23 protein-coding genes and 1 pseudogene are annotated in these 26,417 nt (G+C 40.9%); 12 read left to right on the top strand and 12 right to left on the bottom strand.

The window, feature by feature from the left end:
• Positions 1 to 90: 90 nt before the first annotated feature.
• Positions 91 to 852, top strand: a complete 762-nt coding sequence (locus L641_RS0105110; RefSeq protein WP_024600859.1) for an IS5 family transposase — start codon at positions 91 to 93, stop codon at positions 850 to 852.
• Between the two features lie 132 nt (positions 853 to 984).
• Entirely contained in the window at positions 985 to 1,512 is a 528-nt protein-coding gene (locus L641_RS0105105) for a hypothetical protein (protein WP_024601322.1), read from the top strand.
• Positions 1,513 to 1,581: 69 nt separating this feature from the next.
• Here the strand turns inward: L641_RS0105105 and L641_RS23565 are convergent, their stop codons facing one another.
• From L641_RS23565 to L641_RS0105095, 3 genes are all read right to left on the bottom strand, one after another.
• Positions 1,582 to 2,004 (bottom strand): GGDEF domain-containing protein, encoded by a 423-nt coding sequence (locus L641_RS23565; RefSeq protein ID WP_249362420.1) that lies wholly within the window; start codon positions 2,002 to 2,004, stop codon positions 1,582 to 1,584.
• Positions 1,991 to 2,770: a hypothetical protein gene (locus L641_RS23560; RefSeq protein WP_249362419.1), complete on the bottom strand. Its 780-nt coding sequence runs from the start codon at positions 2,768 to 2,770 to the stop codon at positions 1,991 to 1,993. The genes L641_RS23565 and L641_RS23560 overlap by 14 nt, the downstream gene beginning before the upstream one ends.
• A gap of 256 nt (positions 2,771 to 3,026) precedes the next feature.
• Entirely contained in the window at positions 3,027 to 4,169 is a 1,143-nt protein-coding gene (locus L641_RS0105095; RefSeq protein ID WP_024601321.1) for an alkene reductase, read from the bottom strand.
• 110 nt (positions 4,170 to 4,279) lie between these two features.
• Between L641_RS0105095 and L641_RS0105090 the strand changes: the two genes are divergently transcribed.
• On the top strand, positions 4,280 to 5,164 hold the full coding sequence (locus L641_RS0105090; protein ID WP_024601320.1) for a LysR family transcriptional regulator: 885 nt from the start codon (positions 4,280 to 4,282) through the stop codon (positions 5,162 to 5,164).
• A gap of 2 nt (positions 5,165 to 5,166) precedes the next feature.
• On the opposite strand, the gene L641_RS0105085 is transcribed toward L641_RS0105090, so the two are convergent.
• The gene (locus tag L641_RS0105085; protein ID WP_024601319.1) at positions 5,167 to 6,435 is read right to left on the bottom strand and encodes a mechanosensitive ion channel domain-containing protein; all 1,269 of its coding nucleotides are present in this window, start codon (positions 6,433 to 6,435) and stop codon (positions 5,167 to 5,169) included.
• Between the two features lie 119 nt (positions 6,436 to 6,554).
• On the bottom strand, positions 6,555 to 8,444 hold the full coding sequence (locus L641_RS0105080; RefSeq protein WP_024601318.1) for an AMP-binding protein: 1,890 nt from the start codon (positions 8,442 to 8,444) through the stop codon (positions 6,555 to 6,557).
• A 203-nt stretch (positions 8,445 to 8,647) separates the two neighbouring features.
• Between L641_RS0105080 and L641_RS0105075 the strand changes: the two genes are divergently transcribed.
• Entirely contained in the window at positions 8,648 to 9,058 is a 411-nt protein-coding gene (locus L641_RS0105075) for an NUDIX hydrolase (RefSeq protein WP_024601317.1), read from the top strand.
• Here the strand turns inward: L641_RS0105075 and L641_RS0105070 are convergent.
• A complete protein-coding gene (locus L641_RS0105070; RefSeq protein ID WP_024601316.1) occupies positions 9,055 to 9,816 on the bottom strand; it encodes a transporter substrate-binding domain-containing protein in 762 nt (253 codons plus the stop codon). The two genes, L641_RS0105075 and L641_RS0105070, sit on opposite strands and share 4 nt — an antisense overlap.
• Positions 9,817 to 9,909: 93 nt before the next feature.
• Positions 9,910 to 10,908, bottom strand: a complete 999-nt coding sequence (locus L641_RS0105065) for an AraC family transcriptional regulator (protein ID WP_024601315.1) — start codon at positions 10,906 to 10,908, stop codon at positions 9,910 to 9,912.
• A 96-nt stretch (positions 10,909 to 11,004) separates the two neighbouring features.
• On the opposite strand from L641_RS0105065, the gene L641_RS0105060 reads away from it, so the two are divergent.
• Complete coding sequence (locus L641_RS0105060; RefSeq protein WP_024601314.1) at positions 11,005 to 11,454, top strand: SRPBCC family protein; 450 nt, start codon at positions 11,005 to 11,007, stop codon at positions 11,452 to 11,454.
• The gene (locus L641_RS0105055; RefSeq protein ID WP_024601313.1) at positions 11,444 to 12,268 is read left to right on the top strand and encodes a sterol desaturase family protein; all 825 of its coding nucleotides are present in this window, start codon (positions 11,444 to 11,446) and stop codon (positions 12,266 to 12,268) included. The genes L641_RS0105060 and L641_RS0105055 overlap by 11 nt, the downstream gene beginning before the upstream one ends.
• Before the next feature lie 70 nt (positions 12,269 to 12,338).
• Here the strand turns inward: L641_RS0105055 and L641_RS0105050 are convergent, their stop codons facing one another.
• From L641_RS0105050 to L641_RS0105040, 3 genes are all read right to left on the bottom strand, one after another.
• Positions 12,339 to 14,528 carry a fasciclin domain-containing protein gene (locus L641_RS0105050; RefSeq protein WP_024601312.1) on the bottom strand — a complete coding sequence of 730 codons (2,190 nt, stop codon included), beginning with the start codon at positions 14,526 to 14,528 and terminating at the stop codon, positions 12,339 to 12,341.
• Between the two features lie 143 nt (positions 14,529 to 14,671).
• Positions 14,672 to 15,055: a hypothetical protein gene (locus L641_RS0105045; protein ID WP_008111424.1), complete on the bottom strand. Its 384-nt coding sequence runs from the start codon at positions 15,053 to 15,055 to the stop codon at positions 14,672 to 14,674.
• Positions 15,052 to 15,357 (bottom strand): hypothetical protein, encoded by a 306-nt coding sequence (locus L641_RS0105040; RefSeq protein WP_008111425.1) that lies wholly within the window; start codon positions 15,355 to 15,357, stop codon positions 15,052 to 15,054. The genes L641_RS0105045 and L641_RS0105040 overlap by 4 nt, the downstream gene beginning before the upstream one ends.
• Positions 15,358 to 15,640: 283 nt before the next feature.
• Between L641_RS0105040 and L641_RS0105035 the strand changes: the two genes are divergently transcribed.
• On the top strand, positions 15,641 to 16,063 hold the full coding sequence (locus L641_RS0105035; RefSeq protein WP_024601311.1) for a VOC family protein: 423 nt from the start codon (positions 15,641 to 15,643) through the stop codon (positions 16,061 to 16,063).
• A gap of 24 nt (positions 16,064 to 16,087) precedes the next feature.
• Here L641_RS0105035 and L641_RS0105030 read toward each other — a convergent pair whose 3' ends face one another.
• Both L641_RS0105030 and L641_RS0105025 read right to left on the bottom strand, forming a co-directional pair.
• Positions 16,088 to 17,554 (bottom strand): diguanylate cyclase, encoded by a 1,467-nt coding sequence (locus L641_RS0105030; RefSeq protein ID WP_249362418.1) that lies wholly within the window; start codon positions 17,552 to 17,554, stop codon positions 16,088 to 16,090.
• 260 nt (positions 17,555 to 17,814) lie between these two features.
• Positions 17,815 to 18,693 (bottom strand): AraC family transcriptional regulator, encoded by an 879-nt coding sequence (locus tag L641_RS0105025; protein ID WP_024601309.1) that lies wholly within the window; start codon positions 18,691 to 18,693, stop codon positions 17,815 to 17,817.
• 183 nt (positions 18,694 to 18,876) lie between these two features.
• On the opposite strand from L641_RS0105025, the gene L641_RS0105020 reads away from it, so the two are divergent.
• The 5 genes and pseudogenes from L641_RS0105020 (at position 18,877) to L641_RS0105000 (ending at position 26,337) form a co-directional block, all read left to right on the top strand.
• Positions 18,877 to 20,022, top strand: a complete 1,146-nt coding sequence (locus L641_RS0105020) for an iron-containing alcohol dehydrogenase (RefSeq protein ID WP_013465765.1) — start codon at positions 18,877 to 18,879, stop codon at positions 20,020 to 20,022.
• 189 nt (positions 20,023 to 20,211) lie between these two features.
• Positions 20,212 to 20,538, top strand: a pseudogene (locus L641_RS23780) (hypothetical protein).
• A 173-nt stretch (positions 20,539 to 20,711) separates the two neighbouring features.
• Positions 20,712 to 21,965 (top strand): TolC family protein, encoded by a 1,254-nt coding sequence (locus L641_RS0105010; RefSeq protein ID WP_024601308.1) that lies wholly within the window; start codon positions 20,712 to 20,714, stop codon positions 21,963 to 21,965.
• Positions 21,962 to 23,191, top strand: a complete 1,230-nt coding sequence (locus tag L641_RS0105005) for an efflux RND transporter periplasmic adaptor subunit (RefSeq protein WP_024601307.1) — start codon at positions 21,962 to 21,964, stop codon at positions 23,189 to 23,191. Before L641_RS0105010 ends, L641_RS0105005 begins: the two co-directional genes overlap by 4 nt.
• A gap of 8 nt (positions 23,192 to 23,199) precedes the next feature.
• Positions 23,200 to 26,337 carry a CusA/CzcA family heavy metal efflux RND transporter gene (locus L641_RS0105000; protein WP_024601306.1) on the top strand — a complete coding sequence of 1,046 codons (3,138 nt, stop codon included), beginning with the start codon at positions 23,200 to 23,202 and terminating at the stop codon, positions 26,335 to 26,337.
• Positions 26,338 to 26,417: the final 80 nt, after the last annotated feature.

Here is a 26,417-nt window from a genome sequence, read left to right as displayed (position 1 = left end):
TAGGGCGTGTTGATCTTTGTGGTATGAAAAACAAACAGCATGAAGATAAGGTATAATTGAATTCGCCAGAAAACTTTACACCGAACCTACATGCCAAGATTAATGCTAACAGACGGGACATGGAATGTCTTATCAAAAGTAATGTACTTAAGTGGTCGAATTTATAATAAGCCCGACCATAGAAAAACGCTCGAAGGCATACTGTATAAGATGCGCACAGGTATTCCATGGCGAGATTTACCTTCTGATTTTGGCCGTTGGAGTGCTATCTACAGACGGTTTAATTTATGGTCCAAAAAAGGGATTTTGAATGAACTGTTTCGCGCATTATCTCGTGATGCGGACATGGATTGGGTCTTCATTGATGGCAGTATTGTCAGGGCTCATCAACATAGTTGCGGTGCAAGAACTGCTGACAATGAATCAATTGGAAAGAGCCGAGGTGGAAATTCTACGAAAATTCATCTTGCAGTCGATAGCGGAGGGTTGCCTGTTTATTATGAATTATCCTGTGGAAATACGCATGATATCGTCCATGCAGAGTCACTCGTAGCTAATTGCCCAACAAGTAATATGGTTGTCGCAGATAAAGGCTACGACAGTGAAAAACTGAGAGCGTTTGTTCGTGATAATAACGCTACACCCGTTATTCCACGTAAGGGCAACAGTTTAGTAGGCAATGAAGATATTGACTGGTGCATGTATAAATATCGGCACTTGGTTGAGAATGCATTTGGCCGTATTAAGCAATATAGAGGGATAGCCACGCGGTATGAAAAGCTTGAACGAAATTATCATTCAATGCTCGCTTTAGCATTTACTATGATGTGGCTACCAATGTGGGCTGATTGATATATGTACTACAAAGATCAACAGCCCCTAGATGAAAGTAAGATCTTAACTACAAATAAAATCGTAACCCTAACACGTAGCAATAAATTAATTTGTTCACTTTAGTTTTTATTTAAAAGAGGGAGTAGAGGTATGTTAAAGGCAATAATGGCACTGGTGATGGTTTTAGTGGTTAGTGGGTGTTCAACCCAATACCCAAACCAAGCACTACTTGGTAAGCAATTTCCTACTGTGACGGGAGAAAGCTTAGAGCAAAAGTCATTCACCATTCCTGAGGACTTTAACAACCCCAATACGTTGCTGTTAATTGGTTATAAACAAGATAGCCAGTTTGATATTGATCGTTGGCTTATTGGTTTAGATATGAGCGCAGTGGATGTGACCGCTTATGAGTTGCCCACTATTCAGGGGATGGTTCCTCGTATGTTTAGTACCTTAATCGATAGCGGTATGCGCAAAGGGATCCCAAAAGAGTTGTGGGGTGGGGTGATCACAATTTACAAAGATGGCGATAAAGTTCAAGCATTTACTGGTAACGAAAACCCAAACAACAGCCGCGTAATACTGCTTGATGAGAGTGGCAAAATTATTTACTTTTACGACCGTGGCTTTTCGGTCTCCGCGTTAAATAATTTAAAAGCGGTGATTGAAAAGCAATAGTTTGCAGATAAAATTAGTTGCCTTTGGGCACGCTATAACTAAACGTTAGCGTGCCACGTTATAAAAGCATTATTCACTTACGTTATTTCTGCCTTTCTTTTTAGCTCTATAAAGCGCTAAATCAGCATTTTTTAAAGCCTCGTCAAAGCTTTGTTTTGCTGTTCTTTGTGCTACGCCAATAGAAACAGTCACGTTCACCGTTTTATTGTCGCTTGGCTGTTTACCTTTGCGAGATTTTTTATCTGTGCGTTTTGGGTTTCTGATCACCATGTCGTAGGTTGCAATATTTTGACGCAGTGTTTCTAGTTCAGGAATTGACTGCTCAGCTGTTTTTCTTGGAAATACAACGGTAAATTCCTCTCCGCCATAACGGTAAATCTTGCCACCCCCTTTAACGCCACTCATTTTTGCTGCCACTAGCTTAAGTACTTGGTCGCCAATATCATGGCCATAGGTGTCGTTGAATTTTTTAAAGTGGTCAATATCGAGCATAGCAACAGTGTATTTTCGCCCTAATGATAGAGCAAGCTGATTTAAGTGCGCGGCGCGTTGGTAAGCTCGTTAAATCGTCTCTGTAAGCTAAATAATAAGAGTCGGTACTCACCGCTAATAAATACAGAGAAGCCATAAGTACAGCAATGACAGACCAAGGAAAATCAATAACATGTTGTTGGTTAAGGCACCACACAATAAAAGTGATGAGTAACGCCGTTTGCGTCAGGTTATGTGTTCTTACGCTTTGCCAAATGAGTAAGCTGCCAATGAGCGACAGTGGTAAAGCTATGGGTAAATAAGGAAGCAGTTGAGTATAAACAGAAGGTTGTAATGATAGCCCTTGTAAATGCAGACTCAGTGCCAGCCACGCAAACGCTGCGCCGCCACATAGAATAATTAATAGGGTTCGGGTCGCAGTGTGTATTGATAAAAGTGCGCGATCTTTAATCACGGCTAACAACATTAATAAACTTGCAGCGCATAGTAAAACCCAATCAGATTGCGCTTTAAGCCAACTTGACCAGGGCAAAGCATACTCAAGTGAACATAAATAAAGTAACCAAAATGCGCACAAAATAGCGACTCGACTTCGATTAAACTGAGTGGCAAATATAGCGGTAATAATCAGTAATGGATAAACAAGATTATTAATAAGAGAGAGCTTACTTTGCCATTGGGTTTGAAATTGAGTTAATAACAAAAATAATCCACACACGGCTAAAAGACTCAAAGAAGTTGATTTAACTCCTGCTAATTTTAACAACCCATGCTCCAAAGACCGATGCCTAAAAAAATAAAAGCTTATTGTATTGATATATAAAAAATATTACTACTTTAATGCTTGTTAACTATTTAAAAACAATACTTTAAAACTAACTTTAATGCTTTTTATCGACATTTTTTAACCAAATGTATGACATTTTAGTAAATGTAAAAATAGTGAGTAGATTAAATACAACAAGGTGGGAGACGATGTAAAAAGCGTTTAAACATTGAATAGGCCATCCATGGCCTATTAATTAATCGTTTTTGTAGTAAGGGTAGTCACTGTAACCTTGCTCAGTCCCGCCATACATAGTGGCTGCATCGGCTTCATTTAATGGCCATTGATTTTTTATGCGCGCTGGTAAATCAGGGTTTGCAATAAAAGGGCGACCAAAAGCAAATAAATCACCGTAGCCTTTAGCTAACATCGCCACCGCTTTTTCAACAGTGTACTTACCAGCGTAAATAATACGCCCAGAAAATTCAGCTCTAGCTGCTTGATAAAATTGCTCTGGTAAATCAGGGGCATTGTCCCAATCAGCTTCTGCAATTGAAAGGTAGGCAATACCGGCTTGTTCAAGTACTTTAATCGCTTCAATGTAGGTATGGTGTGGGTCTGATTCTACTAACCCTAAATAAACACGGGTTTCATCAGTACTGCTAAATAAGGGCGCAAATCTAACCCCTAAGCGCTCAGGGCCTACTACGTCACTTACTGCCGCGACAATTTCTTTTAAAAAGCGCAGGCGATTAGTAAGAGAGCCGCCGTATTCATCATCTCGTTTATTGGTGTGCTCAGAAATAAACTGATTTACTAAATACCCATTAGCACAATGCAGTTCTACACCATCAAACCCCGCTTCTAGCGCATTACGGGCAGCTTGTGCATACATGCCAACAAGCTCTTTTACTTCATCGGTTGTTAAAGCTTGTGGTTCACTTGGATCGGCTAAAGCGCCTTGAGCCGGTCCTGTTTCAATAAAGACTTTAACGCTATCAGCTGTTAGAGCTGAGGGAGCAATAGGTTTGGCTTCATTAGGCTGTAAGCTGGTATGTGAAACGCGGCCAACGTGCCAAAGCTGGGCAAAAATAATTCCACCTTCTGCATGTACTGCACCAGTTACTTTTTTCCAACCAGCTATTTGTTGATTAGAATGAATGCCTGGTGTCCAGGCATACCCTTGTCCTCTTGGTTCAATTTGAGTGCCTTCGGTAACCATAAAACCAGCACTAGCACGCTGTGCATAATATGTGGCCATCACCTCGTTGGGGATATTGCCAGGAACTGTGCTGCGTGAGCGGGTAAGTGGCGGCATTACAATACGGTTTTTAAGTGTGTATGGGCCTAAATTGATTGATGAAAATAGACTGTCGATATTTTTACTTGGTTGACTCATTTTAATACCTTTTAAATTAATAATGCTGTTTAGTGCCAATTACAATGCTGGTGAGCATAGGGATTAAAAGGTACAATTTGAAACAATGCTTTTTTGTTTAAGATACAATTATGAATGGTATATCTCGGCTTGATATAAAACAATTACGAATATTGAGTGCATTACTTAAACTAAAAAATGTGTCGGATGTGGCCCGCAAAATGGGCTTAACCCAGCAGGCTATTAGTGAGCAGCTGCGAAAATTGCGTGACTTATTTGACGATCGGCTTTTTATTCGCCAAGGCAATACAATGGTTGCAACACCTAAAGCAATTGCACTAGAGAAGCCCATTAATCAAATATTAACTCAGGTAGAAGCGTTATTAATACCTAAACAATTTATCCCAAGTAGCTACAAGGGCGTATTTACAATAAGTGCGACTGATTACGCTATAGCAGCTCTTTTGCCACAATTATTAGAAATAACAAGACGCGAAGCGCCAGGATTAAAGCTGATTATTCGTGACTTTGCCTCTGATAATGTTAATCAATTAATAAGTGCAGGAGAGCTGGATTTATTAATTAGTTTTCCTGAATTTATCCCTGCAAACTTAATCTATGACACATTATTTGAAGAACAACATATTTGTATTGCGGGGAAAAACACGGTGTTTTCTTCATCGACGTTGAGCCTTGCTGAAGTGGCCGCACACCCTCAATTAGTGGTTTCAGCGTCACGTGCTAACTTACGAGGCTCTCACGACCAATGGTTTGCTGATAAGGGTTATGCGCGCAATATTGTTATGTCAGTGCCTGGCTTTTCATTTGTCCCCGATTTGCTTTGCAGTACTGACTTAATTGCTTTTTACCCATCGCGTTTACTGCCAAACGCCAAAGTGAAACAGCTTGAAGTTGAATTATTACCACCGCCATTTAAGGTGATTGCAGCGTGGCATCCACGTTCAAATAACAGCGATATTCACCAGTGGTTAATAGCGCAATTAAAACGGATTTAGTACTATTTAATTAGTTGACGAATATCGTTCCCTGTTGGTGCCTCATGGGCACGTAACGAAAAGGCGGGTAATATCGCTAATATATGGTCAAATATATCTGACTGAATATTTTCATACTCACCCCAATTAGTTGTATTGGTAAATGCATAAATCTCAATGGGTAAGCCATTTTTAGTTGGCTCTAGCTGCCTTACCATCAGTGTCATTCCCTGATGAATATGTGGGTGATGTTTTAATAACGCGACTAAATAATGACGAAATGTGCCAACATTAGTGAGCCGACGACCATTTAACGTACAGCTCATATCTATTTTTTTCGTGGTATTTTGCTCGTTGATAACCGGTAGGGTAATTTCGAGGTAGTGACTTAATAAATCTGCTTTTTTCAGCGCGGTGATTTCTTGCTCATCTAAAAAGCGCACACTGCTCATTTCTATATGGATACTCCGTTTTATGCGCCGCCCACCGGATTCTGACATACCGCGCCAGTTTTTAAATGAGTCAGAAATTAGCGCATAGGTTGGAATAGTGGTAATGGTTTTGTCCCAATTTCTTACTTTAACTGTGGTCAAGGCTATATCAATCACATCGCCATCTGCGCCGTATTTGGGCATTTCTAACCAATCACCAACCGCAAGCATATTGTTTGCTGAAAGCTGAATACCGGCCACCAGCCCTAAAATAGCGTCTTTAAACACCAGTAGCAGTACAGCCGATAGCGCACCTAAACCACTGAGTAATATTAACGGGGATTTATTCATTAATAATGAAATCGCTAAAATACCGGTTAATACGCTGGCGATCAGTTTAATTGTTTGTAAAAAACCACGTAATGGAAAGTGAGCTGCAATGGGTTGCCTGTCAGATATAGCTTGAAAAATATTGAGCATAGAAAACAGCGAGAGCAGTGCAAATAAAATGATCCACTGATCAGTAAACATCTCAATGATATGTAAAAAAGCCGTTCCTTCTGGAACCCAGAGCCTAGCTTGTATAACAACCACAGCACCTTGTAAAACAAAGGAAATATTACGTGTTAATTTAAGCGCTAAGTCGGCAGGCGTGTGGGTATCGGTTTGAACAACTTTATCACTAAAGCGGCCTTTAAGTAGTCGTTTTGAAACTGACCTTAAGATGAGGTGCAATATGAGCGCAAATAAGCCAACCCAGCACAGTACTAATATGTTGTACCATAAATGCGCACTCCCAGGAAAATAAAGACTAAACCATTGCAGTAAAAATTCTCGCAGCTGCGATCGTATTTCAGTCATTTATATTCCCAAGAGATTTATTTGCGTGAGTTTCATCTATTTAATGAAATCTAGTTAAGCAGATGGGGCGAGAAAAGTCTATTTAAGCCGCGCTTAAATAGACGTTTTAAAAATAATATTTATATTTTATTTTCAGCAAGTTGCAGAGTTAACTCCTCAAAAATACTCGGATCGTCAATGGTTGATGGAATTTGTAGTTCTTCACCATCAATAAGTTGACGTAAGTTTTTGCGTAAAATTTTACCTGAGCGTGTTTTTGGTAAGCGCTCTACACACATAATATTTTTAAGACACGCAATAGCGCCGATTTGATTACGCACGGTTCGCACCAATTGCTGCTCTACTTCTTTATGCGAGCCATGAAAATCATTTTTTAATACCACCATGGCCATGGGGTTTTGACCCTTGAGCGCATCATTAACACCAAATACGGCACATTCAGCAACCGCGGGATGAGCGGCTACAATTTCTTCCATTTCACCGGTTGATAAACGATGCCCCGCGACATTAATCACATCATCGGTGCGGCCCATAATAAATAGGTAGCCATCATCATCAATATAACCGCCGTCGCCAGAAAGATAATAGCCTTCATATTCACTTAAATAACCGGCTTTAAAGCGTTCGGTATTTTGCCAAATAGTGGGTAAACATCCTGGCGGTAAAGGCAGTTTAATAACGACTGCACCTTGTTCATTGGGGGCGCATTCGTCACCATTCATATCTAAAATACGTACGTCAAACCCAGGAGTCGCAACCGTTGAACTGCCTGCTTTTGTAGGTAGGTGCTCAATGCCGACAGGATTACAGGCTATCGCCCAACCAGTTTCTGTTTGCCACCAATGATCAAGCACAGGTAGGCCTGTTTTTTCTTTGAGCCAATCGTAGGTGGGGGGATCTAAGCGCTCGCCTGCTAAAAACAAGCGTTTCAGACTTGAAGTATCGTATTGTTTAAACCCATCGGCATTGGGATCTTCTTTTTTTATCGCTCTAAAGGCCGTTGGTGCGCTAAATAAAGCCGTTACTTTATACTGTTCAACCACTCGCCAAAATGCACTGGCATCTGGGGTTCTAACTGGTTTACCTTCAAATAAAATAGTGGCGCAGCGGTACATAAGCGGTGCATACACTATGTACGAATGGCCTACAACCCAACCAATATCCGAAGCGGCCCAAAACACGTCACCGGGTTTCATTCCGTATACGGTTTCCATGCTGTAATGCATGGCCACGGCATGGCCGCCATTTTCACGAACAACCCCCTTGGGAGTACCCGTTGTGCCTGACGTGTATAAAATATAAAGCGGGTGATCGCCACTTACCGGAACGGGATCAACGCCAGTAGCTGTTTGCATTGCAACAGCCCAGTCAATATCACGCTCAGGCATAAGTGGTGCAGTTACTTGCTCACGCTGATAAATTATACAATTTTCTACTTTATACGAGGCTGATTCGAGCGCGTTATCAAGTAACTCTTTGTATTCAATTACGGTATTCACTTCCACACCGCAAGAAGCACTGAGTACTAACTTAGGCTTGGCGTCATCAATTCTTACGGCAAGCTCATGCGCTGCAAACCCGCCAAATACGACCGAATGAATAGCGCCGATGCGGGCGCAGGCTAACATACCAATTACGGCCTCGGGGATCATGGGCATATAAATAACCACGCGGTCGCCTTTTGTTACGCCTAAAGACTGCATTACTCCTGCGAATTTAGCGACCTCTTGTTGTAGTTCAAAGTAGCTGTAGCTGCGCGCGGTATTGGTTACGGGTGAGTCATAAATTAACGCTGTTTCATCACCATGGCCGGCAATAACATGCTGATCTACCGCTAAAAAGCAGCTATTAAGTTGGCCGTCGGCAAACCAGTGATATAAACCGTTTTCATCTTGTGTGTAAGCTGTTTCGGGAGCCTGGTACCAAGGTAGGCGTTTACTTTGCGATAACCAAAACGCTGCCGGGTTTTGTTTAAACTCATTGTAGTGTTGTTTGTATTCACCTGACATAAAGGCTCCTGAGCAAAATTTAATATAACTTTATTTAAAACTAAGCGCTTTTTATCAGGAGTGATATTCGACTATGGTCGGTTAAATAATAAACGGATTGTGTGGTTTTTAGCTAACGCTATGGTTTATAACGAACTAACGACTAGTTTGATGATTTAAATGAGGTAACATATAAAAATGATGAACTATTTAATGTGGTAATAATGAGTCAAGTTGTCAGAGTAGGCGTTGCAGTGATAGTAATGCATGATAATAAAATTTTACTCGGTGAGCGAATAGGCGCACATGGTGCAAATACCTGGGCAACCCCTGGGGGGCATTTAGAATTTGGTGAAACGGTTGAGCAATGTGCAGTGCGCGAAGTCGCTGAAGAGACAGGGCTTACTGTTACTAATATTCGTAAACTCGATTTTACCAACGATATTTTTAGCGCTGAGAACAAGCACTATATTACCTTATATATGCAGGCAAAGTATGAAGGTGGCGAGCCTGTGAATAAAGAGCCTAACAAATGTTTACAGTGGCGTTGGTGCGATATTAATAACTTACCTTCACCTTTATTTACTTCATTGAAAAATTACTTAACGCAAGGCGTTTTACCTACTCAATACTAAAGGCGCGTTGGAATAGGGAGTTGCCATTTATTTAAAATTTGTTGGTATTCACCGCTTTCTTTTATCGCGTTTAATCTATCAGTAATAATTTTCGCTGTTTGCGGGTTAAGCTGCTTACTTGCTGCAAAGTGAAGAGAAGAAGGTAGCTCATCTAAATGTATACGCTTAGTAATTAAGTTTGGGTCGAGCCCTGCTCGCTTTAACTCGTTTTCAAGGGTGAGGGTGTTAGTCACCACAAAATCGATACGATTTTTATACAGCATTCTCCATAGCTGCTGGTAGTAACTGACTAAGACTAAATTCTCACTTTCAGTAAAGCCTTGAGCTTCTAAATAAGCTTGTGCAGAATAACCGCGAATAGTGGCTACTTTGTATTCTTTGGCAAAGTTTAAGTGAATCACTTCATCGTTATGACTGCGTAAACTTACTAGGTATGCATCTGCAAAATACACTTTTCCCAGCCACTTAAACTGGCTGTTTCTGTTTGGCGTTTTTAACAGTGACAGCATGATGGCATTAGGATTGGCTTGTTGTTGTTGAAACATACGCGCCATCGGCATTATTTCAAACGTTGCTGTTAAAGCCGTGCCTTTTAATACTGCTTTAGCGATATCTACTAAGGCACCCTGCGCTTCACCTTGAGGGTTTTTAAAATGATAAGGGGGCAAATCTTCAGCGATGAAGGTAACCGGATTTGCGTGACAGACCGCACTATAAAAAACCAATACAAAAACAGTTAACATCATACGCAAACGCATAAATAATTGTCTTTAAAGCAATACATGAGGCTAGTGTAAATAAAATCAATAAAAAGGTACACGTTAAATGTGTGTTTTAGGTAATCAAATTGTTTAATTATTGTTTTTTATAAATTGACGAGGTGAGCATTGATACCAGCGCTTAAAGGCGCGATTAAAAGAGCTTTGATCATTAAACCCCAACATAGTTGCAATACTGCTTAGCGAATAATGAGGAATATATGTTAACAAACGGCGTTTTTGCTCTTGCTCAAGAAGAGCGGCAAAATTGGTGTTTTCTTGCTTTAGATGACGTTGCACTGTGCGCGGGGTCATATTTAAAGCACTAGCCGTTCTGATCAGTGAACAGTCCTGCAAATCATATTTAGCCATTAAAATATGATTAATTTTTTCTGTTAATAATTGCTGACTTTTAAACTGGGATAGCTGTTGCTCTGACATTTGCTTTAGCACAGCGTTAATCTGGGAGTTATCGGTTTTAAAAGGAAGGGTTAAGTAACTACTTGGAAACTCTACTTGATTAAAGTTAGAGCCAGCTTTTACTGGGCAATTAAACCATTGCGCTAATTGTTGTAACTCACTGTCTGAAAAATGTGCTGTAAAATAAACGCAACTAGGCGAAAGCTGAGGATTAAGCAGTTGGCGTATAACACTTACCCACGCGGTCATATTTCGTAATACGGCCTGTGGGCTGCACTGTGGGTCTGCTAACCAAGTTACCTTGCAAAGTGTTTGTTGCTGTTCAAACTCAGCACGCCCTATGTTAGCCACTAGGCTGTCGTAACTCAGTAGTGCAGTAATGGCACTGGCTAGATTAGTACTCGATTCAATTAAATACCCAAGTACACCAAAATCAGCGGTACGTATTTGTTTTCCTAATTCAAACCCGAATAAGGAGTCATCTAGCGTTTGCTGTGCATAACTAAGCAGCGCATTATAGCTTTTTAAGCTAATACGTGGTGCTAATTGTTGTGTTTGCTTATTTGTATATTCATCAAATTCAATGGCCGTTAGTATCTCTTTGCTATCTAATCCTTTGCTTTGAAGATAATCCAAACAGCTAGAAAAGTAATGATCGGCTAAGGTTTTCATTTGTCGCCTAAAGCTAAAAAATAGTCATCTAATCGCAAGTTTGCCATGCAATATTTTTATATGCTAGAGATCTATAAAAATAATATGGGGCACACAATGATTGAGATAAACGTTAAACATAGTGTGGCAGCAACGCCTGAACAATTACGCACCTTATTATTAGCGCATGCTGATTTGGGGCGCTTTTTTAATGCGCAGTTTGAAGTGTTAACACCGCAAGACTTTGGTGAAATAAGTGGTGGAAAAGGCACCATTAGACAAATAAAAATGCAAGGTACAACATTTAAGGAGCAAATAATAACGGCCGATAATAGCCACATTTGTTACCGCATTTTAGGGGATAAACCCGTTGCACAGCACCGTGGTGATATTTACTTAAAAGCTAATAATACTCAGCCATCACTCACCGAGATCAGCTACCATATTCGTTGTATTGCGCCTTTGTGGTTACCCGACTTTATACTGGCTTTTTTTATAAAAAAAGATGTTAGCCAAGCACTTAAAAAAATAGCCAGCTATTTTCAGGAGAAACGTCATGAGCATTGAAATTATTTTATTGGCACTGAGCCCTATTTTTTTGCTGTTTGTAGGGGTTGAGTTTATAAAATTTAGACGTTACTACGATATAAAAGACAGCTTAGCCAACGCGTTACTTGCTTTATTACATCAAGGCGCTGATGCCATTGCGTTATTATTATTAATGCCGTTTTTTTATTGGTTGTATCAGTTTCGGCTATTTGATATTGAATTGACGCTATTTACTGTATTAGGCGCTTTTTTACTGCAAGACTTTTTATACTATTGGTTTCATCGTGCATCACATCATATTCATTGGTTATGGGCCGCTCATGTAGTGCATCATAGTTCTACTAAAATGAACTTTACCACGGCATTTAGGCAAAGTTTAATGTATCCGCTGGCGGGAATGTGGCTATTTTGGTTGCCGATGATATTAATAGGCTTTGAGCCTGTGATTGTGTTTGCGGTGGTGGCACTTAATTTGGCTTATCAATTTTTTGTACACACGCAAGTGGTAAAAAAGTTCGGTTGGTTTGAAGCATTATTTAATACCCCATCGCATCATCGGGTGCACCACGCTATAAATAATGGCTACTTAGATAAAAACTTCGCTGGCGTTTTAATTATTTGGGATAAATTATTTGGCACTTATGTAGAAGAGGATGAAAACAAGCCCTGTAAATACGGCATTATTGGTCAATTAAACAGTAATAACCCAATCAAAATCACCTTTCATCAGTGGCAGTATTTATTTAAAAGTACTTACCAAGCTAAAGGGTTAAAAGCCAAGTTAAACGTGTTGTTTGGCTACCCAACAAGCTCTCAAAGTAGTAATAAGTAAGCCCATTTTTATATAAAAAAAGCCAGGAGCAAATAGCATCACTCCTGGCTTATCTCACAGTAAAATTTAGTTATTTGGCCGTTGTGATCACTGTATCAATTAAGTGTACAACGCCATTACTAGTGTAAATATCAGTGGTTGTTACATTGCTGCCAGCTACTTGTAGTGATGTAGCCGGTAAGCTTACTTGCCACCAAATATCGTTCACAGCTTGACCATTATTCTGACCAACTGCCGTATCACCTGAGAAGGTATATAAAGGGCGGCCAAGGTAAGCTACTTGCATGCTGTCATCTGAGCGAGCAATCAATGATAAACCCGGAATATTTTCAATCGATGCCGCAGTGCCTAACACGGGTGGCCACGTTGTTGCACAAGCTGCTTCACATACGCTCATTGCCTCACCTAAGTCGTTATCAAATACATACACGGTTTTACCAGGCATTGCATCGGCCATACCCGTTACTAAACGATTATTTGTTGCATCATAAGCTACGCTGTCTGTTGCTGTATTTTCAGTACTGGTAAAATCTACCACGTTTACGCTTAGCATATTATCAGCAAGTGTAGTGACCATTTTACCATTGGCTGCAAATGCATCGGTACTTTCAACTTGAGCGCCTAATACATGTTGAGTCAAAACATCTGTTAGTGCAGCGGTGTCAGCCAATAAGGCATCTAAATCAGCGGAAGGGATTTTACTAAATGCCGCATTTGTTGGTGCAAATACAGTAAATGATTGAGTGGTATCGTTAAACGTATCAACTAACCCTGCTGCTTGCAGTGCTGTTACTAATGTAGATAATGCAGGCGTTTCTGTGGCAACTGTTGCAATAGTTTTAGTTGGTGTGCCGACTTCAGCCGGTGGCATAATCACTTTATTTAATACATGAATAACGCCGTTGCTAGCGGTTACATTTGCCTCTGTGATTGCCGAATCATTGATAAATAGCGAGCTATTTACATAAGAAATAGCAGCCATGTCGCCATTGGCCATTTCTACTTTGTTACTATTGCTATTAGCAATGGCTACAGCGTCATCAGATAAAACAGTGGCGTCAGGGAATACATGGTAAAGCAAGATATCACGAAGTGTATCTGTATCAGCTAACAGCGCATTAATTGTATCCTGACCGAGCGCTGCAAATGCATCATCCGTAGGAGCAAATACACTAAAAGTGTTATCTGGATCAGCAACTAACGTATCTAAGCCTGTTGCCGTTAGCGCAGCAAGAAGTGTGGTAAAGTTACCATTTGCACTGGCTATATCAGCAATTGTTCCTGCGCTTTGCGGTAAGGTTACATCAGAAATAATAACCGAATCGATTACATGGATAACACCGTTAGAAGTCATAATATCTTTAACAATGATGTTTGCACCGCCAAACGACAACATATTTGTATCTGCGTTTATCGCAATTGGAAGTGTATTGCCTAATAGCGTTTCAGCTGACTGGCCGTTTAAAGACATTGCAGTGACTGAATCAACTGACCCAACAAGTACATGCTGCTTTAAAACATCCGCTAAAACGGTAGGGTTTGCCAGCAGTGTATTTAAAAAACCACTACCAATTGCTTCAAATGCAGCGTCGGTAGGCGCAAAAACGGTAAACTCTTTCGACGTATCCGCCAGTGCCGATGTTAAGCCTGCAGCGTCAAGTGCGGCAAGCAAAGTACTAAAGTTGCCTGCTTGTTGAGCTGTTTCAACAATATTGTTGGTTGGTGGTGTTTCTGAAACCGTTTTTGGTGTAAGTACTGCGTCAATAACATGAATAATACCGTTGTCGGTTTTAATGTCGGTCATTGTTACCGTGCTGGTATTAACTAATAAGCTTTCACCATTTAAAGACAGTGCAATACTTTGTCCGTTTACCGTTTCAACGGTTGACCCAGCTAAACCAATTGCTGCTTGCGCATCTACTCTGCCAGAGATCACATGGTAAGTTAAAATTGAGCTTAAAGTATCAGGATCAGCTAATAAATTATTGATAGTTTCTTCACCTAATAACGCAAATGCATCATCAGTAGGAGCAAAAACGGTATAGCTGTTAGTTAAGTCGTCTAGTGTTTCATCTAGACCTGTTGCTTCTAAAGCTGCAACAAGGGTAGTGAATTCTCCAGAGTCCTGTGCGGCATCAAAAACAGAAACTGCTGGTTGTGGATCTACAGTGACAGGGGCGTTGTTATCGTCGTCGCTACTACAACCTTGAATGAGTAACAAGGGAAGTATGATAGCACCGAGCTTAAATACTTTATTCATAATTTTTCCTTTAATTGAATGTTACAGTGTTACAGCTTTGTGAACTCTACGTAGCCAAACTCTGTATTGATCAAAAAAAGGAGCATTATTTTTGTACGATTTAATAGGTGTAAGATTTAATTGAACTTTTATTCAAGTAAGTCTTAAATTTTAGTTTTTTTACTGCGAGGCGCACCCAGTAAAATAAAAAGGTGGCAAATACACACTGATAAAAATGCACTAATTCCCAAAGCGCCACCAAAGCCATCAAGAATGGGAACCAAATAGGCAAAAAACAATGAAAATATAATTGCTGAACTGGCAAGCGTATAAACACCAAAGCGGTGAGGGGCGCTCATGCCAATAAAGGTGCCGCCAAAAAAAACGATACTATAGAGTTCTGCGTTGAGGCTCAGCTGTGCAAAAATCAAATAGGCAATAATTGAGAGTGCAGCGGAGGCTCTTATGGCATCAAAGCGGTTATGCTTTGCTAAATAAAAGGTAAAAAAAGCACCAGCCAAGGCTAATACTGGGTATGTAATAGTCATATCAGCAATCCTTTAGCTAAAACAAACAGGGCTACACTGGCAAATGCAATACTGCCTAATCGTCCGCCAAATCCTGCAAATACATTAAGTGTTAGTGTATATAAAACAGCGCCAATGGCAGAAATAATAGCGATTTCCCAATAGTTGCTAATTAAGCTGGTGGAACACATACCGGCAAAACTACCTGCATAAATGGAGGCATAAGGGTGGTTTTGATAACGTGCAGGAAACGGAATAAATGAGCCGATAAGGCCTGTTAAAGCAGCAGACACAACAATAGGTAATGCCAATGTGGTATGCATTATAAAGCACGACAAGCAGCCGATAAAAAAGGTGATGAATTTTAAAAGTATGAATTTAGTCATAAGGCGCACATCATAAAGGTTCAGTTTTAGCTTTAATAGTTAAAATCGACGATTTAAGACTAAAAGCGATATATGGCTTCCAAAAGAGCAAATAACCGTGGCTTTAAATTAAATGTACGCAATGAATGACTAAAAATAATGCCGTTAATGTTCTATAAATTACAAATTATGTATAATGCAGCATATTTCATATATTAAAAGTTATAACCTAAGGTAATTTATGTCTAACTGTTTGCATTTGGCTATTCCAGCTGGTGATCTTGAAAAAGCGAAAGCGTTTTATTGTGACGTGCTTGGTTGTAAAACGGGTAATAGTGAAGCTGGGCGATGGGTAGACATTGATTTTTGGGGTAACGAGTTAACGCTTCATCAAAGCACAGAGCGCTTACCAACAGTGCGTCATGATGTTGATATGGGCGCAGTAGCTGTACCGCATTTTGGTATTCACTTATCTGAAGATGAATTTCAGGCGTTAAAAACTCGGATTGCGGCTGCTGGTCTCGAATATTTAGATAAGCCTTACCGCCGTTTTGTAGGTGATGAATTTGAGCAAGAAACGTTTTTTATTGAAGATCCAAATGGTAACGTTTTAGAAATGAAAACCATGGTAAACCCAGAAGTCTTATTCAAAAAAGGCGAGTAATGATTATGCGCCTAAACGATTACTTTAGGCGTTTTCTCTAGTGTAGGTTTGCTTAGCCTGCGCTTTTCGTAATGACTTTTTTTGATACATTGCTTCATCACCGGCTTTTAAAACCTCATCTAAATTTTTAGGCGCTTCGCTATAGTTTATTTGCCCTACGCTTGCGTAAATAGCGATGGTGTTGCCTTGGTGTTCTAAGCTAAGCGCATTTAATTTTTGTTCAAGGGTCGCAACTCGCTGGTTAATTTTATCTTTGCTGGTAAATAATGCCATAGCCACAAACTCATCTCCGCCTAAGCGGCCAACTGCGTCTTCACTGCGCATATGCTGACTAATTGACTCTGCCACCGTGCAAAGTACTTTATCGCCAACATCATGGCCGTAGGTATCATTTATTGCTTTAAATCGGTCTAAATCGATATATAAAAAACACAATACGCCACCACGTTGAGCGTGTTTTTTTAATAACTCATTGGCTTTTAAACTCCAGCCTCGGCGGTTATAAATATGACAAAGATGATCGTAATTAGCGTGCTGTTCAGCCTGTTTTTTAGCATAACTGAGCCGTTGAATTCGCCTACCAACTGCAATAGCAAGAAGCAGAGATTCAATCGTAAAAGCAATCACAAACCCATAACGCTGTATAAAAGGACTGTATTCGGTTAGTAACACTCTAAATATCATGCTGATAAATACACAGCTTAAGGCAATAAATACCAAGCTGGCTTCGTTAACGCCTTGTTTAGCTTGCACAGCTGAGAGTATAAAAATGGTCATCACAATCAGTAGTGACAAATAGCCAGTAACGATTGTGGTGATATTAGTAATAGCGGGTAAATCTAAAGCTATTTTTTGTAAGCACAAAGTCAGTACACATAACGCGATAATTTTTAATGCATAACTTAATTTGCGCCAATACTCAGGTAGCTCTAATAGTGCGCTCATAAACCAAGTAGCACTGACTATAGTTAAACCAATGCTTAATGTATAAAGGTGGCTGATATATGCAGAAAAGTAGCCATTGGTAAATAAATAGGGCTGGCCTTCTTGTAAAAAAATAAAGCTAGCGATACAAAAAAGATAGAGGCCATACAGTTTAAAAATAGCGTCTTTAATGCCATAACCTATTATTAAAGCATAAAAAATAAGCGTTGCGCATAATCCATAAAACACCCCAAATATTAAATTGTACAACTGCACCTTTTCAATAAACTGCTGTGAGTCTAGCCAAGTAAACCGGGGATTATAGCTGGCAGTAGTGGTTAAAGTTAGCTTTGCATTAAAGCTGCCTTGTTCCATTAAAATAGCCATTTGATTTGTTTTTAAAGGGGCTTTTAATTGGTTATTTTGTTGCCACGAAAAACGTTCAAGTGCAGGGCGAGTAAACGTAAAAACACCGCTTTGGTTTAGCGTACATACCAACTCAAATTGGTTAATGCCTTTTTCTAGTTTTATGTCTGCAGCAATACCTTGCGATAAGGGAATGGACACACTGTTTGTAATAGATTTTAAATTGCAGCTATCTTTTGCAATAGCTGTATTGCAGATAAGAAAAATAAAAAATAAAGCACCGCAAAGTTTAATACATAAGGAGGTGGTTGTATGTAAGTGCTTCCTTATTGTTACGGTGTTATTGAGCATAGTAGGGTTATAAAAATGGCAGTTACCCTATATTAACAAAGCGTGTTATCTTTGCTAGTAAAAGTTAATAATAAAGTTTGATATAGCGCATGAATGGGTAAATCTTATTTTTATAACTGTATTTCACTCGGAGTTTTATTAAAGTGGCGTTTAAACTCACGGCTAAACTGTGATGCACTGGTGTAACCTACCTTAAAAGCAGCTTCATTTGCTTTGCTTCCCGCTGTGGTAATTAACTCTTTTGCTTTAGCTAAACGTACTTTTTTTAAGTATTGTAAGGGAGATTCAAACGTTACCTGTCTAAATGCACGATGAAAAGAGGATACGCTCATATTTACCTCTTCTGCTAAACCTTCAACAGTAATAGGGTTTGCATAGTCCTGATGCATCGTTGCTAGTGTGCGAGCTATACGCGCATAATGGCCATCATGCATAGCTAGGCCTATTAAAGTATTCCCTTGGGGGCCGCAAAGGACACGATACACTAGCTCTTTTACTATATCTTCGCCGAATACCTCAGCCTCAAGTGGATTATTTAAAACCGTTAGTAACCTACATGTTACCTGCTCCATTGCGCAGTCTAGCTTTGCTGATTGTACTGCGCCAATGTTCGCGCTGGAGACAGATAAAGGCTGGTGCTGCATCATCTGATTAACCAGCTTGTGCAACATGACAGGGTTTATATCTATAGCTATGCCCATAACCGGTAAGTCATTATCGGTAAACGCTTCACACTCTAATGGGACAGGTACACCTAGTACCAAGTAATCACCTTCGCCGTATTTTATTTGATGTTCTGGGAAATGAATTATTTTATGGCCTTGGCCAACCACGATTATGCCTGAATTATAAATAAGCGGCTGGCGCGGTGAACTTTTGGTAGCGCGATGAAAATACACCCCAGGAATAATTGTTTCCATGGTGCCCTCAAAGCTTAGTAAATTATTGTGCTCGGCGTATTGTTGCAACATTTTGGCTATGATGGGCATAAAAGTATCTGTAATTAAAATATTTTGCGTAAAATAACAGTGCTGGTAGTTTTAGGCAAGCTTTAGGCAGTTATTGGGCTTTTTATATATTAACTTTGCTACTAATATGCATCCATCAAAGCTTTACTTGATATGTGACTAAGTAAAGCATTATGAAATTAACCGTCACCTAGGAGCAAAATAATGAAATTTAGCTACGTAAATCCCACTCTCATCCAATTTGGCCAACAGCAAATTGCCGCACTTAGCGACTTGATCGCAAAAGATCAAAAAGTATTAGTTGTTTATGGCGGCGGCTCAATTAAAAAGAACGGCGTGTATGACCAAGTTGCTGCCGCACTTGAAGGTTTTGATTGGGTAGAATTCTCGGGCGTGGGTGCTAACCCAACAATTGAAGTACTTGACCAAGCGGTTAAAATTTGTAAAGAACAAGATATCGACTTTGTATTAGGTGTCGGCGGCGGCTCTGTAATAGACGGCGTTAAATACATTGCGGCTTCTGCAGTATACGACGGCGAAGGTTGGGACATTCCTACTGGCAAGCATACAATTACTAGCGCATTACCAATTGGTGCCGTATTAACGCTACCAGCTACAGGTTCTGAATCTAACCAAAACTCAGTGGTAAGCAAAGAAGCGACTAAGCAAAAATTGCCGTTTGCTTCACCAGAAGTACTGCCTAAATTTGCGATTATGGATCCTGATGTAATGAAAACATTACCACAGCGCCAGCTTGTAAATGGCTTAGTTGATGCGTGGGTGCATACTTGTGAGCAATACCTTACGTTCCCTGAAGGCGCATTGGTACAAGAAGGATACGCAGAGGCACTGTTAAAAACGCTCAAAACACTGGGCGATAACTTTGAAAACCAAGACGATGCATGGCGTGCAAACCTTATGTGGGCAGCTAACCAAGCACTTAATGGCTTAATTGGTTCTGGCGTATCGCAAGATTGGGCAACCCACATGATTGGTCATGAGCTTACTGCTGCCTATGGTGTTGACCATGCGCGTTCGCTTGCTATTGTTCAGCCTTCTTTATTGCGCAATCAATTTGCAGTTAAAAAAGCGAAACTAGAGCAAATGGGTAAAAACGTATTTGGCCTTGAGCAAACAGACGATTTAGCAGAGCAAACAATTCAAGCGATTGAAGCGTTTTACCACAGCCTTGAGGTTGCAACACAGCTAACTGAACATGGTGATGATAAAGCGGCTGCCATTGATAATATTATTGGCAAACTAGAAGCACATGGCATGGTTGCCCTTGGTGAAAACCAAGCGATTACGCTAAAAGAAAGCCGTGAAATTTTAGAACACGCGGTTGCTTAAGCGTTAATTTTAAAAAACCACTGGCTATTAAAGCCGGTGGTTTTTTGTTTTATAGTTAACCTCAGTAAACGCAATTGGCGCCATTAATTGATAAAAAGCCCTTTATTGTCGTTTGCCGCTAATATACTATGTGGCTTCAATTGGTTAGGTTTATTTAAGTCAATTTTAGGCTGAGAAGATAGCTAAATTATGCGCTCAAATCGTTTGTTAATGGTCATGTTACTCGTGCTTGTGCACAGCTTTATAAGTTGTGATGGCGCTGCATACCATTTACAAGAAGACGTTGAGCATGTAAGTAACGCATTATAACAAAACACTATAACCGCTGATAATGACCAAGGACAAAGCGATAATCAGCCACCGGTTGAGATTCATGCACACCAACATTGTCACTGTGGCTATTACAGCACACTTAGTCACGCTATTATTCCTCAACAAAGTAAACCCTCAGTACTTGTGTATTACCATGGTTTAAATTATCCACCTGATGTACCCCCACCGAATTCATTTAGCTAGTTTTTAATTTAATTTCAATTAATTATTGTGCTTTTAGCTGCCTGCGCGTAAGCGTTCCATGGGCTGTTATAGGCATGTTTAAATTGCTAACTATTTTACACTGTCGCTGTTTTTAGCGTAGGTTGTGAATGGTTTGCAAGTGAACTCTGTTTATTAAAAAACGGACAAGCTATATGAATAAAAAACCAATTATGCTGGTGGTGATGCTGTGCGCGCTACCTGCTTTTAGTGCGTTTGCAAATGTTAAAACGTTAACCCTAAAACAAGCGTTGATAAATACCGAGCAACAAAATCCGCTATTAAAACGCTATCCTTATCATCAAAAAATACTCAGCGCGCTTAAATCTCAAGCGGCGCTTTCGCCTAACCCTGTAATAAATGTAGAAGCCGAAAACCTCTTAGGAACAAACGATGCGCGTGGTGTGCAAGGGGCTGAAATAACCTTGGCATTTAGCCAGCTTATAGAGCTTGGAGATAAACGCCAAAGCCGCATAAATTACGCAACGGCGAACATTAAAGCCCAAGCAATACAATATCAAAATACTCGGTTAGCTTTATTAGCAACCACTGGTGAGCGATATTACGAGGCGCTTAAATTTCAAACCTTACTTACGCTTAACAGCGAACGACAACACGTGGTGAGCCAAGCTCTTAAAGCAATAAAGCAACGGGCTAACGCTGGCGCTGTATCGCAAGCCGATGTAACCCGTATGCGTTATGCGCTTAGCCAAGTAGAGCTTGATAAAGCTAAGCTAAATAGCGAATTTGAGCGAGCGCGTTTATCGCTCAATGAGTTGTGGAATGAGCAACATGACTACACGAATTTCGCAGGGAATATGGCTACTTTAATACCGCTTAAATCTGAGCAAGCGTTACTCAATGCAGTTAACCAAGCGCCTGAGTTTGCTATGTTGCAGCAACAATATTTGCAGCAAGCGGCCAACTTAACGCTGCAAAAAGCTAACGGGCAAAGCGATATTAATGTAGGTGCAGGCCTGCGCTTCAATCTACAAAGCGATACCAGTTCGTTACTGTTTTCGTTTTCTATGCCGCTGCAATTGAGTAACTCAAATAGCGGTAATATTGAAGCGGCTAACAGTCAGTTGGCACTGCTAAGCAAGCAGCAAGAGCAATTACGGGTTCAGTTACGCCAACAAGTTCGTACCTTGTACGCCTATTACCAAGGCAAAACGTTACAGGCGCAGTTGTTATCAGGGCAGGTTATTCCACAAGCCCAAACACTCATTGAGCAAAGTTTAAAAAGCTATCAACGCGGACAAATTTCGGTGTTGCAATTGCTCGATGCCCAACAAGCTCTATTTGACTCTAAACGCGCACTTATCAATACCTATGCAGTACTATATCAAACGCACCTTACTCTTGAGCGTTTAACTGGCCAATCTTTAATTGAGACTTTTCAACCATGAACAACACGTTTATCGCATTATTAGTATCACTTTCGTTTACAACGAGCCTTATAAGCACACATGCATTTGCCTCAGCAGAGCATGACCAAACAGAGCAAACCCAAAAACAAGGTCCACACGGCGGCTTTTTATTAACCAACGAAAAGCTCACTCTTGAGTTAAAGCTGCAAGAATTGGCAGGTAAAGTTGAGCTGCGCGTATATGGTTATGAGCAAAATCAGCCGGTAGATATCAACGATTTAAGCATCGAAATGAACTTAAAACGATTAGTAGAAGCGCCGCAAAAAATACAATTTACGCGTGAGAATGAGTACCTTGTTAGCACGCAACCCATAAATGAGCCACATTCGTTTGCGCTTTTCATTACTGCCAATTATAAAGGTGAACACGTTAGTTTTGAGTACACCCAACACGAAGGCCGCACTATGCTTAGTGAGCGAGTAGTTAAAGGTGCGGGTATTGAAACGCAGATAGCAAAAAGCGGCGAGGTTGATATTTCTGACACGCTGTTTGGTGTTATTGCACCGACACAGCACGGCACAGTAGAAGTGATGGCGCCATATACCGGATTGATCAGCGATATTTTTGTCAGCATTGGTCAAAAGGTTCAAAAAGGTGAGGTACTGGCCAGTGTCACCAACCGTGAAACATTGCAAAACTACAGTATTAAAAGCCCCATTAGCGGTGTTGTAACCGAGCAATATTTAAAGCGTGGCGAACTGGCAAGTACTCGCGCGCTTATGCAAGTCGTGAACCTTGATAAAGTATGGGTTGAGCTCTCTGCCTTTCCTGAAAATATTGAAAACCTAGCCATTGGTCAAAGTGCCACGGTGTACGATTTACATCATCATTTAAATGCCCAAGGTAAGGTGTTTTTTATAGCGCCTATGATGACCGGCGGGCACATTGCACGTGCTCGTATTGAGCTTAATAACCCTGATGGTCATTGGCGTCCAGGTATGCATGTTAATAGTGATGTCAGTATCGATAAGGTTAATGCTAACGTGCGTGTAAAGCCTGAGGCTATTCAAGAGTTTAATGGTATGGCGAGTGTGTTTGTGCGTAAAAATAGTGTGTTTGAAGTACGCCCTGTTACTTTAGGCGCAAAAAGTAGCGAGTGGGTTGAAGTGATCGCGGGTTTAAGCCCAGGTAGCGAGTACGTCACAACCAATAGCTATGTGATCAAAGCCGATATTTTAAAAAGCGGCGCAAGTCACGCTCACTAGGAGGTACCATGATTAACTGGATTGTTTCTTTTGCGGTTAAACGCCGCATGATGGTACTGGCACTGACATTTTTATTTGCTGGGTTTGGTGTGTATAACATCCAAAACTTAGCGGTAGATGCTGTCCCCGATATTACCAACGTGCAAGTGCAAATTAATACTAAAGCGCCTGGTTTTACGCCGCTTGAAGTTGAGCAGCGTATCACTTACTTAGTCGAAACAGCGATGGCGGGTATTCCTAAGCTTGATTATACCCGTTCGCTTTCTCGCTATGGGCTTTCTCAAGTAACCATTATTTTTGATGAAGGCACCGATATTTATTGGGCACGTCAACAAATTGGTGAGCGTATTCAAAGTATTCGCGCCGATTTACCTAATAATGTTGAGCCAAACCTTGGACCTATTGCCAGTGGTTTAGGTGAAATATTTACCTATAGCGTGCATGCAAAACCCGATGCGTTAAAAAGTGATGGTACGGCGTATAACGCCGAAGACTTACGTACTTTGCAAGACTGGGTTATTCGTCCGCAGCTTTTAAAAGTAAAAGGCGTAACCGAAATAAACAGCCAAGGTGGCTTTGAGCGCCAGTACCAAGTTGCGCCCATGCCAGAAAAGCTCATCGCTTATAAGCTAACAATCAACGATGTTATTAGTGCACTTGAGCTTAATAACAGCAATCGCGGAGCCGGTTATATAGAGCGCTTTGACGGCCAATATTTAGTGCGCTCGCCTGGGCAATTAAAAACATTAGCCGATATAGCAAACACCGTTATCGCCAAGCGTGATGATGCTCCTGTGCGAATTAAAGACGTGGCAAATGTGTATTTAGGAAAAGAGCTCAGAACCGGCGCGGCTACCTATAATGGCGAAGAAACCGTACTAGGCACGGCAATGATGCTAATAGGTGAAAACAGCCGTGTGGTCGCCAAAGCCATGGCTGATAAGTTGATAGAGGTACAAAAAAGCTTACCTGCAGGGGTTATCGTTGAGCCTGTCTATGACCGTACCAACCTGGTTGATAAAACCATTGCCACAGTTCAAAAAAATCTGTTTGAAGGGGCGGTATTAGTTATCGTCATTTTACTGTTATTGCTCGGGAACATCACTGGTGCGCTTATTACCGCCATGGTTATTCCGCTGAGTATGCTATTTGCTATTACAGGCATGGTGGGCAATCGAGTCTCGGGTAACTTAATGAGCTTAGGTGCAATCGATTTTGGATTAATTGTTGATGGCGCGGTGATTGTGGTTGAAAACTGCCTTCGTCAATTAGGGATGGCTCAACATAAACATGGTCGCTTACTTACGCTCAGTGAGCGTTTAGAGGTTGTCACTTCAGCCACCAAAGAAGTGTTTAGCCCCGCCGTATTTGGTATTTTAATTATTATGTTGGTGTATTTACCGCTATTTGCGCTCAGTGGTGTTGAGGGCAAAATGTTTCAGCCTATGGCGTTTACTGTTATTGCTGCGTTAATAGGTGCACTTATTTTTGCTGTTACCTTTGTGCCGGCGGCAATTGCCGTATTTGTGCGTGGTAAAGTAGATGAAAGCGAAAATGCAGTAATGCGTGGTGTTAAAAAAATCTACAAGCCACTGCTTAACTTATCGCTTAAATTACCGTGGGTGATGGTGAGCATTGCCACGGTTTTAGTACTAGTACTTGGCTTTAAAGTTAAAAATATGGGCGCCGAATTTTTACCCCAGCTAGATGAAGGTGATATTGCAATGCATGCGCTGCGTATTACTGGCACCGGTATTGAACAATCGGTGCAAATGCAAAAGCAGTTGGAGCAGGCTTTATTAGAGCAACCTGAAATTACAAACGTATTTTCAAAGATTGGCACCGCGGATGTAGCCAGCGATCCTATGCCACCTAATGTTGCCGACACTTTTTTAATGTTAAAGCCGCGTGAGCAATGGCCAGATCCGTCACTAAGTAAAGACGCGTTAGTGCAGCAAATTCGTCATCGTGTGAATGAGGTACCGGGTAATAACTATGAATTTACCCAGCCTATAGAAATGCGCTTTAACGAGTTAATTGCCGGTGTGCGTGCCGATGTAGCGCTGCGTATTTACGGTGACGATTTAGCCACACTTAAACAGTTTGGCGAAAAAGCCACTGGTTTAATGCGAAATATTACCGGTGCTACTGATGTACGTTTAGAGCAAATGGAGGGCTTGCCTACACTTTCTGTTACCCCAATGCGAGACCATATGGCGCTACTAGGATTGACTGTAAACGACATTCAACAAACTCTTGCCGCTGCTGTTGGTGGGGTGCAAACAGGGCTAATTTATGAGGGTGATAAGCGCTTTTCGTTATTAGTACGCTTAGATAAGCGTTGGTCTGATGATGTCTCTGTGCTTGCGCGTTTACCTATTGCATTACCTCAAAGTAGTAACCCTGAGCTTGCATTTGTACCGCTTGGAGAAGTGGCTACAATCAGTATTGAAAAAGGCCCTAATCAAATAAATCGCGAAAGCGGCAAGCGCAATGTGGTAGTAACAGCGAATGTAACAGGACGCGATTTAGCCAGCTTTGTAAGAGATGCCCAAGCGACTATGAACGCACAACTTAACCTACCCAGCGGTTATTGGCTTGAATACGGCGGTACGTTTGAGCAATTACAATCGGCGAGTAAGCGTTTGTCGTTGGTAGTGCCTGTGACTTTATTGCTTATTTTTGGCTTACTTTATAGTGCTTTTGGATCGCTGCGTGATTCACTTATTATATTCAGTGGTGTACCACTGGCACTGACCGGTGGGGTATTGGCATTATTGCTACGAGATATGCCGCTTTCTATTTCAGCGGGTGTGGGGTTTATTGCGCTAAGTGGGGTTGCGGTATTAAACGGTGTAGTGATGTTGTCGTTCATTAAGCAATTACGAAATGAGGGGTTAAGCTTATATTATGCAATACATAGCGGGGCACTACAGCGATTACGCCCAGTGCTAATGACCGCGCTTGTGGCTAGTTTAGGCTTTATACCTATGGCGCTAAATACCGGTACCGGCGCTGAAATACAACGGCCTTTGGCAACCGTGGTGGTAGGTGGAATTATGTCATCCACTTTGCTCACATTGTTAATTTTACCAGCACTTTATAAATTAGTGCATGCAAAATTTAAAAAGCAGCAAACAGCTTAGGGTCTGTTGATCTTTGCGGATTAGAATTTGTTCAAACTAGGGGCTGTTTAATCGCGGCGCGAGGTTTGTAACCTAGTGGG

The sequence above is a fragment of the Pseudoalteromonas sp. TB41 genome (assembly GCF_000497975.1).
Taxonomy (GTDB): Bacteria; Pseudomonadota; Gammaproteobacteria; order Enterobacterales; family Alteromonadaceae; genus Pseudoalteromonas; species Pseudoalteromonas tetraodonis.
Note: the sequence above shows the minus strand (reverse complement) of the source record. Positions and strands in the feature narration are given on the sequence as shown.

What these genes read in the sequence shown, in the direction of transcription:
- L641_RS0105110 (WP_024600859.1), top strand. Translation starts at nt 91, where the DNA reads ATGCCAAGATTAATGCTAACAGACGGGACATGGAATGTCTTATCAAAA.
- L641_RS0105105 (WP_024601322.1), top strand. Translation starts at nt 985, where the DNA reads ATGTTAAAGGCAATAATGGCACTGGTGATGGTTTTAGTGGTTAGTGGG.
- L641_RS23565 (WP_249362420.1), bottom strand. Translation starts at nt 2,004, where the DNA reads ATGCTCGATATTGACCACTTTAAAAAATTCAACGACACCTATGGCCAT.
- L641_RS0105095 (WP_024601321.1), bottom strand. Translation starts at nt 4,169, where the DNA reads ATGAGTCAACCAAGTAAAAATATCGACAGTCTATTTTCATCAATCAAT.
- L641_RS0105090 (WP_024601320.1), top strand. Translation starts at nt 4,280, where the DNA reads ATGAATGGTATATCTCGGCTTGATATAAAACAATTACGAATATTGAGT.
- L641_RS0105085 (WP_024601319.1), bottom strand. Translation starts at nt 6,435, where the DNA reads ATGACTGAAATACGATCGCAGCTGCGAGAATTTTTACTGCAATGGTTT.
- L641_RS0105080 (WP_024601318.1), bottom strand. Translation starts at nt 8,444, where the DNA reads ATGTCAGGTGAATACAAACAACACTACAATGAGTTTAAACAAAACCCG.
- L641_RS0105075 (WP_024601317.1), top strand. Translation starts at nt 8,648, where the DNA reads ATGAGTCAAGTTGTCAGAGTAGGCGTTGCAGTGATAGTAATGCATGAT.
- L641_RS0105070 (WP_024601316.1), bottom strand. Translation starts at nt 9,816, where the DNA reads ATGCGTTTGCGTATGATGTTAACTGTTTTTGTATTGGTTTTTTATAGT.
- L641_RS0105065 (WP_024601315.1), bottom strand. Translation starts at nt 10,908, where the DNA reads ATGAAAACCTTAGCCGATCATTACTTTTCTAGCTGTTTGGATTATCTT.
- L641_RS0105060 (WP_024601314.1), top strand. Translation starts at nt 11,005, where the DNA reads ATGATTGAGATAAACGTTAAACATAGTGTGGCAGCAACGCCTGAACAA.
- L641_RS0105055 (WP_024601313.1), top strand. Translation starts at nt 11,444, where the DNA reads ATGAGCATTGAAATTATTTTATTGGCACTGAGCCCTATTTTTTTGCTG.
- L641_RS0105050 (WP_024601312.1), bottom strand. Translation starts at nt 14,528, where the DNA reads ATGAATAAAGTATTTAAGCTCGGTGCTATCATACTTCCCTTGTTACTC.
- L641_RS0105045 (WP_008111424.1), bottom strand. Translation starts at nt 15,055, where the DNA reads ATGACTATTACATACCCAGTATTAGCCTTGGCTGGTGCTTTTTTTACC.
- L641_RS0105040 (WP_008111425.1), bottom strand. Translation starts at nt 15,357, where the DNA reads ATGCATACCACATTGGCATTACCTATTGTTGTGTCTGCTGCTTTAACA.
- L641_RS0105035 (WP_024601311.1), top strand. Translation starts at nt 15,641, where the DNA reads ATGTCTAACTGTTTGCATTTGGCTATTCCAGCTGGTGATCTTGAAAAA.
- L641_RS0105025 (WP_024601309.1), bottom strand. Translation starts at nt 18,693, where the DNA reads ATGCCCATCATAGCCAAAATGTTGCAACAATACGCCGAGCACAATAAT.
- L641_RS0105020 (WP_013465765.1), top strand. Translation starts at nt 18,877, where the DNA reads ATGAAATTTAGCTACGTAAATCCCACTCTCATCCAATTTGGCCAACAG.
- L641_RS0105010 (WP_024601308.1), top strand. Translation starts at nt 20,712, where the DNA reads ATGAATAAAAAACCAATTATGCTGGTGGTGATGCTGTGCGCGCTACCT.
- L641_RS0105005 (WP_024601307.1), top strand. Translation starts at nt 21,962, where the DNA reads ATGAACAACACGTTTATCGCATTATTAGTATCACTTTCGTTTACAACG.
- L641_RS0105000 (WP_024601306.1), top strand. Translation starts at nt 23,200, where the DNA reads ATGATTAACTGGATTGTTTCTTTTGCGGTTAAACGCCGCATGATGGTA.